Here is a 14,705-nt window from a genome sequence, read left to right as displayed (position 1 = left end):
CCGATGCGACCAATTTGGCGCTTCGCCGTCCACTCCAACTATAACTTTTCCAGATACACCCCCCAAAATATCGACTTTGACACTTATTGTGATTTTTCAAATAATTCGGTGCGAAATCAAAAAAATGGAGTGGAACATGATCAACATAGTAAAAGCGGGAGCTGTTATCGCGATGGCGTCGTGCTTGATGGCCGGAACGTCGTTCACATCTAGCGCGTACGCAGAAACCCTGCGAGTTGGTGTCCAAGCACCGGACATCACCAATATGGATCCCGCGCGTGCCACCACGACCCAGGATCTGACCGTCGTGTCCTGGATGTTCAACGGCCTTGTCCGGTTCACTCCAGGTACGGCCGACCCATCAAAAATCGAACCCGATCTTGCAGAGAGCTGGACCAGCTCTGCCGACGGTCTCACTTGGACGTTCAAGCTTCGCAAGGATGTGAAGTTCCACGGTAACTACGGTACGCTTACCGCTGACGACGTCGTCTTTTCACTTGAACGGGCTAAAAATCCGGAAACTTCCGCTTACGCGAGCGACTATGCAGCGTTCAAAACGATCGAAGCCGTCGATCCCGCGACCGTTCGCATCGTTCTCAGCGAACCAGTTCCCGGTTTTCTCGGCCTGATCGCGAACTATCACGGCGGCAATATTGTGAGCAAAAAAGCCGTTGAAAAAATGGGGGCTAATTTCAAGAGCAGTCCGATCGGGACCGGCCCATTCACATTTGACAAAGCCGTCACGCAGCAGTCGGTATATCTGAAAGCATTTCCGGAATACTTCCGTGGGAAACCGAAAATCGACGACATTCGGGTCGATTTGATTCCATCGGATTCGAGCCGCGAGCTTGCATTCCGATCTGGCGAGCTCGATCTCATTTACGGCAAACGCGAGCAGCGTTGGGTCGATCAGGCAAAAACGTGGGACGGCGCAGTCGTCGATGTTTTTGCCCCAGGTGAATACCGTACGGTATTTTTGAATATCCAACACAAGCCACTGGACAATGTGAAAATTCGCCAGGCAATCGCCCATGCCGTGAACGTCGATCAGATCATCCAGTTTGTTGGAGCCTCCGTGGCAGTCAAAGGCTGCTCAGTTGTCCCGTCCGGCTATCTTGGCGAAGATTGCGCATGGACGTACAACTATGATCCGGATCTATCGAAAAAGCTTCTTAAAGAGGCCGGCGTTGGTAACAGCTTGAAGCTGTCAGCAATCGTATCGTCGAACACGACACAGTTACCCATCATGGAAGTTATTCAGGCGCAGCTGGCCGAAGTTGGCATTGCTCTTGAACTTAAAGTCGTAGATCATCCGACCTACCATGAGCAAATCCGAAAGGACCTCAGTGATATCGTCTTTTATGGCGCTGCGCGTTATCCAGTAGCTGATAGCTACCTCAGCCAGTTTTATCACTCCGACGCATCAGTCGGGAAGCCGACTGCCGTGACCAATTTTGCTCACTGTGATGCCGGTGACGCCGATATCACGGCAGCACGAAAGGCCGCAACCGACGAGGAACGGTTGAAGTTTTGGTCTGCCGCCCAAAAGAAAATTAGCGAACAGGTATGCAGCGTACCTCTTTTCAGCCTGATGCAGGTCTGGGTTCGCAGCAAGGCTCTCAACTACGGCTACGATCTCACGGGTTCCTTGAACCTTTCGCCGCCTATCACCGAACAAACAACCATCAGCCGCTGATCTCACTTCCCCGACTAAATCCCGGCATTGGCAACAACAGAGTTGCCATGCCGGGAGCTTTTTAAACCGAGACTTTCGGTGATTGTGCAGCGACGTGAATTTCCTCCACGAAGTCGGCAACCAAAACGCTGTTTCTTGCTCGAAGCGGGCGAATAAGCACGTAATCTGACTCAACGACCGGCCTGAAAGGCCTGACTTCGATCCGACCGGCGACATGCTCTAGGGCTAGTGGATCGGCGACAGTCACACCCAATCCGGCTGCCACCATCTCTGTAACATTTGGAGCAGTAGTCGCCTCAATCACGATATTTGGAATCACTCCGAAACGTTCGAAGACAGCATCAAGATTGCTTCGTGTCATCCCTCTCGGCGCAAACGCGATAAATGGTTCATCCTGGAGATCGGTTGGGGACAGCTCTGACTTGCCGGATAGCCTGTGACCTAGCGGCATCGCCACGACATACGGCGGACATTTCACCCGATCAATCTGCACCGACGAGTGTTCTAATCCACTCACAACAAGCGCCACATCTAACCGACGAAGCAGCACTGCTTCTGTCAAAAACTGCGAGCTACGCGCCTCGATGGAGACAAAAACATCTGGATGCCGCGCCTTGAAGCCTGCAATCGCCCGGGTGATAAACGGCCCTGATAGGGCTGGCATGGTGCCTATCAGGATATGCCCGTGCTCCTCGCGACGAATTGCATCCACGGCGCGCGCGAGTTGATTGACGCCACCAAATATCCGTTCGACCTCCTCATACAGGCGCATACCGCGGCCTGTCGGTACCAGCCGGCCACTTTCGCGCTCGAAGAGTTGCAAGCCTGTATCTGCCTCCAGATCTTGGATGAGCTTGCTTGCGGCAGGTTGTGAAATCCGAAGGACATCGGCGGCACGGCTTACCGTGCCTGACTCGACCACTGCCATGAGTGCCTCGAGCTGCCGCAAACTTGGATATCTCATTGGCTATAACCTCTACGAATACCGCACAGAAATAAACGACTTTGACTTTCTACCTCGCTTTCCTAAGCTCAGCAACAATTTGATGGAGATCAAGGTGGACGCAGAAGTAATTGTAGTGGGCGGGGCCGTTGTTGGCTCCGCGCTGGCCTACGGGATAGCCAAACTCGGGAAACGCGTCATCGTCCTGGATGGACAGGATCAGGACATGCGTGCCGCGCGTGCGAATTTCGGGCTCGTCTGGACCCAGGGAAAGGGCGCAAACGCCCCAGCTTACCAGCAGTTAACGGGTGAAAGTTCCGATCTGTGGCCGGATTTTGTTCAAGAGTTGGCTGAATCGGCGGGTGTTGGTATCGACTACTCCCGACCAGGAGGCTTTGTTTACTGTCTCAGCGAAACCGAATACGAAAATCGAGAAACACTCAATAAGCGGACACACAATTACCTGTCTGCAAGCGATTTGAGGATGGTCGATCGCTCTGAGCTAGAGCGAATGATGCCAGCAGTCGCATTCGGGCCGGAGGTCGTCGGAGCAAGTTACTGTAAGGCTGATGGTCACGTGAACCCATTACAGCTTCTTGCCGCCATGCAACGAGGTGTGACTGCTCACGGTGGAAAAATTCTGTTCCGCAACACCGTACAATCCATCACTCCCGGCGCTGACGGATTTACCGTCACCGCAGCGCTTGGAAGCTATAAAGCACCATGTGTTATCGTCGCTGCCGGGCATGCGACGCCTTCGCTTACAGACCCGCTTGGCTTCAAAATTCCGCTTAAAGCAGATCGTGGTCAGTTGCTTGTTACGGAACGCATTGAACCACTCCTTCCCTATCCTGCAAGCGGACTGAGGCAGACGTCCGATGGCACTGTAATGATCGGTGCGACGAAGGAAAATGTCACAGATCGCGGTGTTACTGTTGCTTCGGCAACGAAGCTGGCCTTGCGCGCAACGCGGATAATTCCTGCTCTGGCGTCAGCGCGTCTTGTCCGCCAGTGGAGCGGCTTCCGGGTTCTGCCACCCGACGGTACGCCGATATACGCTCAATCCGAGGAATATCCCGGCCTCTTTGCGGCCGCTTGTCACTCGGGCGTGACGTTGGCCGCTGCCCATGCCGCTATCGTGGCGCCTGCAATGATCGAAGGCCGGTTGTCTACTGACCTGTCCGCTTTTTCAAATGGAAGATTCGATGTTCAAAAGTGTGCTTGAGCGGCCGGACAAGACGGCTGACATGACCATCCTAGTCAATGGCGTCGAGACCATCGCTTGGGAAGGCGAAACCGTTGCCAGCGTGCTGCTGCGCGTTCCGGAAGCGGGACGTCGCTCTCCCGTCAGCGGCAAACCACGGCTTCCTTACTGTCAAATGGGAGTGTGTTTCGAGTGTCTCGCCATCGTTGATGGCATTGCGTCAACACAGGGGTGTCTCGTCCCAGTTCGCCACGGGATGCGTATTGAAAGTCAGCGCGGACCCCGGGAGATTTCACGATGAACTATGACGTCGCAATCGTCGGGGCCGGGCCGGCCGGAATGAGCGCCGCGATACGTTTGCGTGAGCTGGGTGCCTCTGTGGTTGTCATTGATGAACAACCATCGCCGGGAGGGCAGATATTCCGCGGTGTCGAGCGCAACGTAAAAAGCCCGGTTTTTGAAGCTCTTGGCACAGACTACCAGAAAGGTCAGGCGCTTACCGCGGCTTTTCGCGCATCCGGCGTGGAATATCTCCCGTCAACTCAAGTCTGGCAGATTGAAGACTCCTGGAGCCTTTTCCTTACATCGGAGGGCAAGGCGCGTCGTATCACGGCTCGCGCGGTGCTGCTCTCAAACGGCGCACAAGAACGACCTGTACCGTTTGAAGGTTGGACGCTGCCAGGAGTTATGACGGTGGGAGCCGCCCAGATCCTTCTGAAATCTGGTGGAATGTTGCCAGAAGGCAAGGTCTGGATCGCCGGTGCAGGACCATTGCCACTCCTCTATGCCACCCAGTTCCTGAATCTTGGTGGACGTATAGCCGGCTATCTCGATACTGCGGCATCCCCGAAATTGTCTGCCGTAAGTCGATTGCCGCGAGCCTGGAGGGACTTCGGCGGCCTGCTCAAAGGACTGCGCTGGCTCCGCGACATAAAACGTAGCGGCATGATGGTTCGGGGTTTCTCTGACCTGCGAGCCGACGGCGACCAGTGTCTGAAGTATCTCACATGGGAAGCGAAGGGAAAGCGTCATCGCGTTGAAGCGGACGTGCTGTTGGTCCATGAAGGTATCGTGCCGCGTATCCATGAGACCCTGGCGCTGAACTGTGATCACCACTGGAACGAGGAGCAGGGATATCTGGCGGCGAAGCTAGATCGATGGGGAGAAACCAGTCGCGAAGGGCTTTTCGTTGCAGGTGATGCGGGCGGAATTGGGGGCTGGCTTGCCGCGACTATCTCCGGAGAAATCGCTGCGCTTGGAATTGCCAGCAGACTTGGAATTTCTTCAGAAACAGAGAACCTTCGCCGCGCATCTAAGCTCGATCAGCGCCGTAAAAGAGCCTTCGCATTGCGTCCGTTCCTCGATGCTATGTACCCGCCTCCACGGAACCGGCTCGACGACGATGTCGTCGTATGTCGATGCGAAGAAGTCACTGCGGGGGCCATCCGAGCTGCCGCCCGTAACAGCCCCGCCGATCCGAGCGCAGTCAAAGCTGCTACGCGCTGCGGAATGGGGCCCTGTCAGGGTCGCCAATGCGGCTATACGGTCCAGGCACTACTGGCCGAGGTTCATGATCTCCCGATCAAGGACGTGAACTTCTTCCATATCCGTCCGCCGCTCAAGCCGATTACGCTTGGCGAAATCGCGTCTCTGGAAGATGTGGCAGGTGCGACATGAATGCGGACGTCCTGGTCATAGGAGGTGGTCTTCACGGTATTTCGGCCGCTCTGCAAGCAGCGCAACGAGGTGTATCTGTACACCTCGTCGAGCGACATTTTCTCGGAAGCCACGCTTCCGGCGCAACCGCCGCAGGCGTGCGAACACTTGGTCGGGATGTAGCGGAACTGCCCCTAAGCATCGAGGCTGCCGAAGCCTGGCATGGCATGGAAGCTCTCGTCGGTGACGACTGCGGTTTCGTCGCCTGCGGCCAGTTACAGGTTGCGGAAGACGAACAGTCTCTGAACGAGATCGAGGCGCGCATCAAGCGGCTGGAAGCCATGGGACATCATCACGAGAAGCTTGTCGGCCCTGAGGAAATGCAACGCCTTCTGCCCGGTCTGTCTGCCCACTGTCTGGGCGGCGCCTGGGTGTCGAGCGACGGCTCCGCCGATCCGCATCGCGCTGTCCGGGCATTCCGGGACGCAGCCATCAAGGCCGGAGTGAAGATCGCCGAAGAATGCCTGGTGATCTCCATGATCCGATCGGAAAACGGTTGGCGCGTCGAGACGACGTGCGGCGCATTCGAAGTCGAACTCGTCGTCAACGCGGCAGGCGCGTGGGCGGATCACGTCTCGGCTCTCGCGGGAGATCCGCTACAGCATGCGATCCGAACCTCAATGATGGTCGTGACGGAACGTAGCGTCCCGAAAATCAGCCCGGTCGTCAGCTCGTTCGGCAAGAAGCTTTCATTGAAGCAGACATCCCAAGGCACCCTCCTGATCGGCGGCGGATCGCAAGGCAGGCTTGCCGCCGACAGGCAGTCGGCGGCGGTCGATGTCGTCGCGTTGGCGGCGTCGGTACAAGCGGCGGTCCGGGTCTTTCCTGAACTGCAGAACGTCCGGATCGTCAGAACCTGGGCGGGCATGGAAGCCATGACGTCAGACCACCGTCCGGTCATCGGATTGTCGAAAAAAGTCGAAGGCTTGATCCATGTTTTCGGCTTCTCCGGGCATGGGTTCCAACTTGTGCCCTCTGTCGGAAGAGTTATCGCCGATCTGATCTGTCATGGTCAGACAAATTCCAATCTGGACGCCTTCTGCCCAGGTCGCGTCTCTATCGAAAGGGCCGCCGCATGATAGGTTATGCGATCCGAAGACTTCTATTGGCGATCCCCACATTGATCGCCATGCTCACCATGGTTTTTGTTCTGGTTCGACTTGTACCGGGTGACGCCGCGGTTGCCATGCTGGGTGACCGCGCCAGCGATGCGGCGCTTCAAGCGCTTCGTGCACAGCTTGGGATCGATCAACCCATCGGCGTCCAGTATTTGCGTTTCCTTTCGGACATGCTGACCGGAAATTTCGGTACGTCGATGGTGAGCGGTCGCACGGTGCTGGAAGAGGTGGCGCTGGTCCTGCCCTATACACTTGAACTCGCCGCAGCCGCGATGATCATCGGGACGTTGCTCGGAGTACCGCTAGGAGTGATAGCTGCCGTTCGCCGCGATCAATGGCCGGACTACCTCAGCCGCATCCTGTCGCTCGTTGGCTTGTCCTTCCCGGGGTTCGTCTCCGCGATCCTGATGCTCCTGGCTTTCGCGGTTTGGCTACAGTGGCTGCCGGTGATGAGCCGCGCTACCAGCGACCCGGTCGATCATCTCCGCAATCTCCTGCTCCCGGCACTGAACCTAGGGCTGATCATGACGGCTTACATCGCACGAGTCACCCGCTCCTCCATGTTGGACGTCATGGGCGAAGACTATATTCGCACCGCACGCGCCAAGGGTGTCCGATCACGGAACCTCATTCTCCGGCACGCCCTTGGCAACGCCCTCATTCCGATCGTGACGGTTGTAGGTCTGTATTTCGGCACCCTGATAGGCAATTCGGTTCTGACCGAGATCGTCTTCACCCGCCCCGGCCTTGGGAAGCTCATACTGGGCGCACTGCAGTCTCGTGATTACACGATGCTCCAGGGACTAATGGTCGTTTTTGCAACCTTCGTCATCATCGTGAATACGATCACCGATCTCATTTACGCCCTCGTCGATCCCAGAGTGAGTCTTGCCCAATGACCGACGTCGCTGTCTCCCAAGCCGCGCCAGAGCGGCAACCAAACCCGGTCCTGAAGGCATTCCGTCGAAACCGCTTTTCGTGGATCGGCATTGGCCTTCTGACCTTGATTATTTTGCTCGCCGTTTTCGCGCCGCTTATCGCGCCATACGACCCCTTGAAGCAGAATATTCTTCATCGACTGACCCCGCCCTCCGCACAATTCTGGTTGGGAACCGATAGTTATGGCCGAGATGTTCTTTCCCGCCTCCTTTACGGAGCGCGCATCTCGCTATCCATCGGATTTCTGTCCGTCATGATTGCGATGGTGGTCGGGTCTGCGCTGGGGATTCTGGCAGGCTACATCGGCGGCATATTCGATCAGATTGTGATGGGTATCGTCGATGTCATGCTGTCCTTTCCCACCCTTCTGTTGGGCTTGATGGTTGCCGCTATGCTCGGTGCCAGCTTCGAGAACCTAATCATCGCGATTGCAATCACAGAGACCGCACCGTTCGCTCGCGTCGCCCGGGCACCAACGATTGCTATGAAACGGCGTGATTTCGTTGAGGCGGGACGGTCGCTGGGTTTCTCGCCACTCCGGATCATGGGCGTTCATATACTCCCGAACATTCTATCGGACATTGTGGTCGTCGCATCGCTCTGGATGGCCTCCGCCATTCGAACGGAAGCATCGCTGGCCTTCATCGGCCTTGGCGTTCTGCCGCCAACCGCCACGTGGGGCGGCATGATCCGTGAGGGTTTCGAAAACATCCTGAGCGGATGGTGGCTCGTTGTGTTTCCTTCGCTTGCCATTCTCCTTACCGTACTCGCCCTCAACATACTTGGTGACGCGCTCCGTGACGCGATCGATCCGAAAACAAGGAGCGCGCAATGACCGTGCCAATTCAAGAAAGCGTCGCCGGCCGAACTCCGGCCCACTTTGCCCCGGTGCTCTCCGTCCAGGATCTGACGACCTCATTCAAGATCGAGAACGGCTGGAAAGAGGTCATTCGTAATATCTCGTTCGATATCGCGCCCGGTGAGACTGTGGCGATCGTCGGAGAGTCCGGCTCCGGCAAATCCGTCACTTCGCTTTCCATCATGCGGCTTCTGGCGGCACGGTCGAGCAAAGTGGAAGGGAAGGTCATTCTTGCCGGAAGAAATCTCCTTTCGCTCCCGGAAGAGGAAATGCGTCAGGTCCGCGGCAATGAGATCTCAATGATCTTTCAGGAGCCAATGACCTCGCTCAATCCGATCATCCCGATCGGCAAGCAGATCGCTGAAGCGCTGACCGTTCATACAGAAATTTCCGCAGCTGAAGCCAAGGGCGAAGTCCTGAGATTGCTTGAAAAGGTTCGGATTCCCAACGCCAAGGGCCGGTACGACGAATATCCGCATCAGTTCTCTGGGGGCATGCGTCAGCGCGTCATGATCGCCATGGCGCTCGCCTCCAAACCGAAGCTGCTGATCGCCGACGAGCCCACAACAGCGTTGGATGTGACCATCCAGGGTCAGATTCTTGATCTCATCAAGACCCTGCAGGAAGAGGAAGGTACTTCGGTCCTTTTCATTACCCACGATATGGGTGTCGTGGCGGAAGTGGCGGACCGAACGATCGTCATGTTTCGCGGGGATGCGGTGGAAACAGGAGCGACTGACGACATCTTCCATCGGGGTAGACATCCGTACACGCGTGCGCTGCTTTCGGCTGTACCGCGCCTTGGCTCCATGGCGGACCGGAAACTGCCATTGCGGTTCCCGATCGTCGACAGCAAGACTGGCGAAGAACAGCCGCTCGCCGAGGTGAACGATACTGTCGCCCGGCACAAGGCGCCGATCCTCGATGTCAAAGACCTGACAATGCGGTTCAACATACGTTCCGGCTTTTTCAGCCGAAAAGCAGGCGCCGTGCACGCGGTCGAGAAGGTGTCCTTCAACCTCTTCCAAGGAGAAACCCTCTCACTCGTCGGGGAATCGGGTTGTGGCAAATCGACGACCGGCCGATCAATCACACGTCTCCTGAATCCGACTAGCGGCAACGTCGTCATTGATGGTCACGATGTCATGAAGCTCGATCATTCCTCGCTTCGTAAAATGCGTCGCTCGATCCAGATGGTGTTTCAGGATCCATATGCTTCACTCAATCCGCGACTGAGCATCGGCAGCGCCCTTGTCGAGCCATTTATTCAGCATCGGCTTGGAACGGCATCGCAAGCGCGCGACAAGGCCGCCGCACTGATGGAAAAAGTTGGGCTATCGCCCGAGATGATGAGGCGTTTTCCCCACGAGTTTTCCGGTGGTCAGCGGCAGCGCGTCGCCATCGCCCGCGCGCTGATGCTCGACCCAAAGATCATCGTTGCCGACGAGGCGGTTTCCGCGCTTGACGTATCGATCAAAGCGCAGGTTTGTAACCTGTTGCTTGATCTGCAACAGAGCCTCGACCTCGCCTTCCTCTTCATCTCTCACGATATGGCGGTCGTGGAGCGGGTGAGCCATCGCGTGGCGGTCATGTATCTCGGCGAGATCGTCGAAATCGGACCTCGCGCCGCCGTGTTCGAAAATCCCCAGCATCCGTACACCAAGAAGCTTATGGCGGCGGTACCTGTGCCGGATCCTGCGCGACGCAGGATCCGGCGGGGCATCGCAAGCGACGAACTGAAAAGCCCGGTCCGGCCGATTGGCTATGAGCCCCCTGCAAGACAGTACCGTGAAGTTTCGGAAGGGCATCTAGTCAGGATGGATGAGACAAACTGATGCACCGCACGCCCACGACAGGGCGCAACATCACGAAAATCATAAACCTACACCGACCGCGACATCTCGTGGTCGGCCTCTTTTTGAAAGGCCATCGCCAATGAAGGCAACAATAGCAGGGGCAGGCGCAATCGCAATGGGATATGCAGCCTTTCTGCTGCAGCGCGGCCACGACGTCAGCGTCTGGTCTCCGTCCGGCCAACGGACGAAAGCGCTTGTCGAGGGTGCCCCGTTAAAGGTCACCGGTGTGATTACCGGAGAATTTCATCCAGGCGTTTGCCGGAATGCAAAAGACTTGGCGGAGGGCGACGTCATTGTGTTGGCCCTACCTGCTTACGGCCATCGCTTCGTTCTAGACAGCCTGATCCCTCACCTGGAGCAACGACACACAATCATAATCAGTGCACACCTATCGTTTTCAGCCCTTTATCTGTCGAAGAAACTGGCGGAACGTGGAACTGTGATCCCGATCGTCGTCTGGAACACCACCGTTTTGACATCGAAAGCCCAGTCTCCGACCGAGGTTAAAATCGGGGCGATAAGAGGTAAAGTCGACATCGCGGCGGTCCCAGTATCTTGCTCCGTCTCCTCTCAGGAGACATGTGCACAACTGTTCGGCGACCGCTTCGCCGTCAAGGACGACATTCTCACAATCGTTCTTAGCAACACCAATCCTGAAAGCCATCTCGCAACGGCATTATGCAATCTCACTCGTATCGAGCGAAAAGAAAGCTGGGGCCAGAGAACCAACGTAACGCCCACCGTTGGCAGGCTCGTGGAGGCCATTGATAGGGAACGTCTCGCAATTGCGTCGGCCTATGGAAAGTTGGTCCCGTCTATTCTTGATCATTTCGCCAAATCTTTCGGGATCACGGCTGACAGTGTCGCGGAGGCCTCTGCCATTCTTGTGGAACGCGGTAACGACCCTTTGGGACCGGCAGACACTGAAACAAGGTATGTCCTCGAGGATGTTCCATTTGGTCTTGTTCCTGCGATTCAACTTGCAGAACTCGCGGATGTTGACGTTCCCTTGCACCGAAGCGGCGTTGAAATTCTGAATGCTTGTTATGGGCGGTCCCTTTCCGGCGATAACAACTTACTCGGAGAGCTGGATTTCGACACCATGGCGGCAGTGCAGTGTCTGGTTCCGAACGGATACAACGCCAAAGGCAAAATTGCTCAAACGAGCTACACGTAGTTTCTAACGCAAATGCACATTGCGTTCATATTAACGAGTTCACCCAGAGAGGAATAACCGACCATATGGACGTACAAATGCACAGACGTACGCTACAGCTTGATATATCCTGTCACCTGGCCATCATGAAGCTAGACAATAGGGGCAAATTCATTGGCATCATACATCTTTCCTTATATCACTGGAGTTTCTTCCGATGCAGTTTTTCCACGTACGACAAACATACGCGGACCCACGAAAGAAAATTAAAGCTTGGTCGGGACCACAAAAATTGAAGATTTCCTGATAAAACAAATGCACCCGTCATTCTGCGACATTTGAAGATAAGCTCACCTCAATTTTCAAAGGTTGAGGCCCATGCTCCTAGACTTTTAGCGTCAGTTGGCAGCCATTCCTGACTTTGCAGATCGAACCGTAGTCGCACCTCACGATTTATAAATAAGAAGTTGGCTTTGGTTGTCGAAGTATCCCATCATCAAAAACGATCAAACACAACAATTGCCAATATTTTCACCAAATGGCTGTACTCATCATCGGTGCTGGCACCTTGGGCTGTGCTTTAACTGCTGACCTTTGCAATCGAGACCGCGAAGTCTCGTTGTGGACACATCCTCATCACTCCGGCAACAGCGCCAACCTCCGCGATCAAGGGCTGAAAGCCAAGGGCGCTGTTTCTGGGCATTTCTGGCCTACAGTACACAGTGACCTTGGTGCTGCACTCAAAAGCGCTCGATCTGTATTTGTAACCATTCCTTCAAAAGCGGGAGCGCGTGAAGAACTGAGCTCTTATCTGAATCACTATGACCTAACCGAGAAACTGCTCTTCTGGTTGCCCGGGCACATGTCGAGCCTGTTAGGAAACCCTATTGCAACTGCTGCAACCATCGAGGCCTCCACAGCACCATATGGCTGCAGATGGGAGGACGGGGCTATCTATGTAAAAGCGATAAAAAATATAATTGAAATAGCGTCGCTCAATCCCCTCTCTGAAGAGACTCGTGACGAGGTTAGCTCCTTGTTTCCCCGGGGTGTTGAGTGGCGCGCCAATATTCTTGATGTAGCCCTTCTGAACACCAACGTTATATTCCACCCTGCTACCGTCATCATGAACGCCGACAGGATCAGAAATCAGGAGGATTTCTATTTCTACAAGGGTGGAATGACAAAAGAGGTTTGCGATAAAATGGAATTACTCGATGAGGTCAGAATTAAAATCGTGGAACGTTTCGGTTTTCAGGTTCTGCGTACCATTGATCTCGACAACCGCTGGTACGGGATGAACGAGCCGGATCTTGAATCATTTGCTTGCAACTCCCCGTCGCACAATGCCACGAAAGGGGTGCCGAAGGACATGAAGCACCGATACCTCACGGAAGACTGTCGCATCCTGCCTCTTTTCAAGGAACTAGCCCTGATGTTCGACATCGACACCAGTGCAATTGATTGGGTCCTCGACAATGCCTCTGAGCTCGCGAATGAAGACTTCAACGAGACAGGCATAACTCTGGAGAAATTGGGCATGGGTGAACTTTCTCCGGAGCATCTGACCGCAAAATGGGGAGCCTTATACCTGAAGATGTGTTGAACCCATAGCTATTATCGCGTGTGAGATTAAAGGGAACCTTTAGATAGTCGTGTGTTTTCTATGCCCGGGGCGGAAATTACACCGAGGAAGGGGGAGGTGGCGACGATGAGATGGACGATGAAGACGAGACTGCCGGAGCGGAAACAAGAGATTCTCAGACAGGTAACCTTATCAATTATCCGATCATTGCTTTAGGGTCATGCCATCTTTCGGCATAATTCCCGTCGACGACTCCTAATAAAGTCGCATAATCTATGAGAGTGTGCTTTGGATCTCTGTTATTTTTCGTGTTTCCAATGTCATCTAGTAACGAAATAAATACGTTATCTTCGTCTAAAAGCAGGGAATTTTTTCGGAAAACATCACCACCCATCATGGGTGTTTCTTGCAGTTTTCGAATCTAGCCTGGTAACAATCTAACGGGCGTCTATTTCTAACCATACCGTGAGATTGTGATTTAAATTAATTCAATGAACAACTTAACATCATTACTCTTAAATAAGAATATAATTATCTCTAAGTTTTACCGGGTTCGATTGAATATGACAAGAACTACAAGTTCAATACTATTGCCTTATTCCTTTAATACTTAATACAACGAGGTTCTCAGACACACCTTGACATAATAATAGATTTTATAAGCACCTCTATGATGCAACTACTAGAATGACATAGACTTCGAAACCCGGCGCCATTAAAACTAGACAGCACCATCTGACTCCACGTCATCAAGAGCAGCCTCAGGGAGGAAAGCTGAACAGCCCACAGCGATCAAGTGATAATCCAACGGTTGGCTGGCGTCTGGCATTCTCCTTTTCCAAATGTCCTTGCTTTGACCAAGTGTGTTCCGGACGGCTCCTACGTGCTTGAACTCGTTGCTGGCCTGAATTGTTAGAAAGTACGAGGACGAGTGTTCATTTCTGCTGTAGTTGATCCGACCACCGTCTCCGCTGAAGGCTTGCAGTTGCTCCCTCACCTGCCGGAATGTATAACTGTCAGAATAGGGCTCCAACGTCGTGGCAATCAATCCATCAGGAGCATTTGAAACTAGAACCATGCTTTGCCGGCATATCCGATAATTCTCTTCATCGAGATAGACGTACAGAAATTCCCCGCTAGGATCGATGATGTCGCCAGACTTAGTGTGCAGATCGGTTTGGAACTTTTTTCGATAAGCTTTTGAAAGCTCCGAGAGTTCATCCTGCAGTTGATCATCTTTGCCATGAGAAAGGCATGGTACAAGCCAACCTTGCCGAGTCATGCTCTTTCGATCCTGCGTTTTTAAGAAAAGAAACAGCTGAGCTTGGCTGCAATGGTAACAATTAGTGTCAAACTAAATATTAATAGGCAAACTGAAGACACTCCCCGCAAATTTCGCAGTTTTTGTCGCTTTCACGAATATCCGTGACTTTTTGCGCGAATAATGGAAATGATTCCCGGTGTATAAACAACGTATAAGAACTTATTTATAATGTTAAAAAAGGTGTATTTACTCTTATTCGTTCGATGACGAAAATGGAAGAACATTCATAAAACTTATGTTCTAAATGAACACTTAAATAGGTTATTTTACAATCATATCTATATCCAGACATCGTAATTTTAAGACGCA

Annotated in this window: 12 protein-coding genes; 10 read left to right on the top strand and 2 right to left on the bottom strand. The window is 53.9% G+C overall.

The genetic code is table 11. From position 1 onward, the window contains the following. Positions 1-136 precede the first annotated feature (136 nt). Positions 137-1,696, top strand: a complete 1,560-nt coding sequence (locus tag CPJ18_RS24710; protein WP_065698722.1) for an ABC transporter substrate-binding protein — start codon at positions 137-139, stop codon at positions 1,694-1,696. Positions 1,697-1,757: 61 nt separating this feature from the next. On the opposite strand, the gene CPJ18_RS24705 is transcribed toward CPJ18_RS24710, so the two are convergent. Further along, on the bottom strand, positions 1,758-2,624 hold the full coding sequence (locus CPJ18_RS24705) for a LysR substrate-binding domain-containing protein (protein ID WP_233109031.1): 867 nt from the start codon (positions 2,622-2,624) through the stop codon (positions 1,758-1,760). Here CPJ18_RS24705 and CPJ18_RS24700 point away from each other — a divergent pair. From CPJ18_RS24700 to CPJ18_RS24660, 9 genes are all read left to right on the top strand, one after another. After that, the gene (locus CPJ18_RS24700; protein ID WP_233109030.1) at positions 2,623-3,864 is read left to right on the top strand and encodes an NAD(P)/FAD-dependent oxidoreductase; all 1,242 of its coding nucleotides are present in this window, start codon (positions 2,623-2,625) and stop codon (positions 3,862-3,864) included. The genes CPJ18_RS24705 and CPJ18_RS24700 overlap by 2 nt on opposite strands. Beyond that, complete coding sequence (locus CPJ18_RS24695; protein WP_065698674.1) at positions 3,845-4,144, top strand: (2Fe-2S)-binding protein; 300 nt, start codon at positions 3,845-3,847, stop codon at positions 4,142-4,144. Before CPJ18_RS24700 ends, CPJ18_RS24695 begins: the two co-directional genes overlap by 20 nt. Continuing rightward, positions 4,141-5,520 carry an NAD(P)/FAD-dependent oxidoreductase gene (locus CPJ18_RS24690; RefSeq protein ID WP_065698673.1) on the top strand — a complete coding sequence of 460 codons (1,380 nt, stop codon included), beginning with the start codon at positions 4,141-4,143 and terminating at the stop codon, positions 5,518-5,520. Before CPJ18_RS24695 ends, CPJ18_RS24690 begins: the two co-directional genes overlap by 4 nt. After that, positions 5,517-6,638 carry an NAD(P)/FAD-dependent oxidoreductase gene (locus CPJ18_RS24685; RefSeq protein WP_099086243.1) on the top strand — a complete coding sequence of 374 codons (1,122 nt, stop codon included), beginning with the start codon at positions 5,517-5,519 and terminating at the stop codon, positions 6,636-6,638. Before CPJ18_RS24690 ends, CPJ18_RS24685 begins: the two co-directional genes overlap by 4 nt. Continuing rightward, entirely contained in the window at positions 6,635-7,576 is a 942-nt protein-coding gene (locus tag CPJ18_RS24680) for an ABC transporter permease (protein WP_065698671.1), read from the top strand. The genes CPJ18_RS24685 and CPJ18_RS24680 overlap by 4 nt, the downstream gene beginning before the upstream one ends. Continuing rightward, on the top strand, positions 7,573-8,451 hold the full coding sequence (locus CPJ18_RS24675; RefSeq protein WP_065698670.1) for an ABC transporter permease: 879 nt from the start codon (positions 7,573-7,575) through the stop codon (positions 8,449-8,451). The genes CPJ18_RS24680 and CPJ18_RS24675 overlap by 4 nt, the downstream gene beginning before the upstream one ends. Continuing rightward, a complete protein-coding gene (locus CPJ18_RS24670) occupies positions 8,448-10,310 on the top strand; it encodes an ABC transporter ATP-binding protein (protein WP_065698669.1) in 1,863 nt (620 codons plus the stop codon). The genes CPJ18_RS24675 and CPJ18_RS24670 overlap by 4 nt, the downstream gene beginning before the upstream one ends. A 100-nt stretch (positions 10,311-10,410) precedes the next feature. Further along, complete coding sequence (locus tag CPJ18_RS24665) at positions 10,411-11,508, top strand: NAD/NADP octopine/nopaline dehydrogenase family protein (protein WP_065698668.1); 1,098 nt, start codon at positions 10,411-10,413, stop codon at positions 11,506-11,508. Between the two features lie 517 nt (positions 11,509-12,025). Continuing rightward, a complete protein-coding gene (locus tag CPJ18_RS24660; RefSeq protein ID WP_065698667.1) occupies positions 12,026-13,093 on the top strand; it encodes an NAD/NADP octopine/nopaline dehydrogenase family protein in 1,068 nt (355 codons plus the stop codon). Positions 13,094-13,793: 700 nt separating this feature from the next. Here the strand turns inward: CPJ18_RS24660 and CPJ18_RS24655 are convergent. After that, positions 13,794-14,354, bottom strand: a complete 561-nt coding sequence (locus CPJ18_RS24655; protein ID WP_065698665.1) for a RolB family protein — start codon at positions 14,352-14,354, stop codon at positions 13,794-13,796. Positions 14,355-14,705 lie beyond the last annotated feature (351 nt).

The sequence above is a fragment of the Agrobacterium rosae genome, assembly GCF_002915175.1.
Classification (GTDB): Bacteria; Pseudomonadota; Alphaproteobacteria; order Rhizobiales; family Rhizobiaceae; genus Agrobacterium; species Agrobacterium rosae.
This window is presented reverse-complemented; position numbering and strand designations above follow the sequence as displayed.

Coding starts and splice junctions, on each gene's coding strand:
- CPJ18_RS24710 (WP_065698722.1), top strand. CDS start 137: ATGATCAACATAGTAAAAGCGGGAGCTGTTATCGCGATGGCGTCGTGC.
- CPJ18_RS24700 (WP_233109030.1), top strand. CDS start 2,623: ATGAGTGCCTCGAGCTGCCGCAAACTTGGATATCTCATTGGCTATAAC.
- CPJ18_RS24705 (WP_233109031.1), bottom strand. CDS start 2,624: ATGGCAGTGGTCGAGTCAGGCACGGTAAGCCGTGCCGCCGATGTCCTT.
- CPJ18_RS24695 (WP_065698674.1), top strand. CDS start 3,845: ATGTTCAAAAGTGTGCTTGAGCGGCCGGACAAGACGGCTGACATGACC.
- CPJ18_RS24690 (WP_065698673.1), top strand. CDS start 4,141: ATGAACTATGACGTCGCAATCGTCGGGGCCGGGCCGGCCGGAATGAGC.
- CPJ18_RS24685 (WP_099086243.1), top strand. CDS start 5,517: ATGAATGCGGACGTCCTGGTCATAGGAGGTGGTCTTCACGGTATTTCG.
- CPJ18_RS24680 (WP_065698671.1), top strand. CDS start 6,635: ATGATAGGTTATGCGATCCGAAGACTTCTATTGGCGATCCCCACATTG.
- CPJ18_RS24675 (WP_065698670.1), top strand. CDS start 7,573: ATGACCGACGTCGCTGTCTCCCAAGCCGCGCCAGAGCGGCAACCAAAC.
- CPJ18_RS24670 (WP_065698669.1), top strand. CDS start 8,448: ATGACCGTGCCAATTCAAGAAAGCGTCGCCGGCCGAACTCCGGCCCAC.
- CPJ18_RS24665 (WP_065698668.1), top strand. CDS start 10,411: ATGAAGGCAACAATAGCAGGGGCAGGCGCAATCGCAATGGGATATGCA.
- CPJ18_RS24660 (WP_065698667.1), top strand. CDS start 12,026: ATGGCTGTACTCATCATCGGTGCTGGCACCTTGGGCTGTGCTTTAACT.
- CPJ18_RS24655 (WP_065698665.1), bottom strand. CDS start 14,354: ATGACTCGGCAAGGTTGGCTTGTACCATGCCTTTCTCATGGCAAAGAT.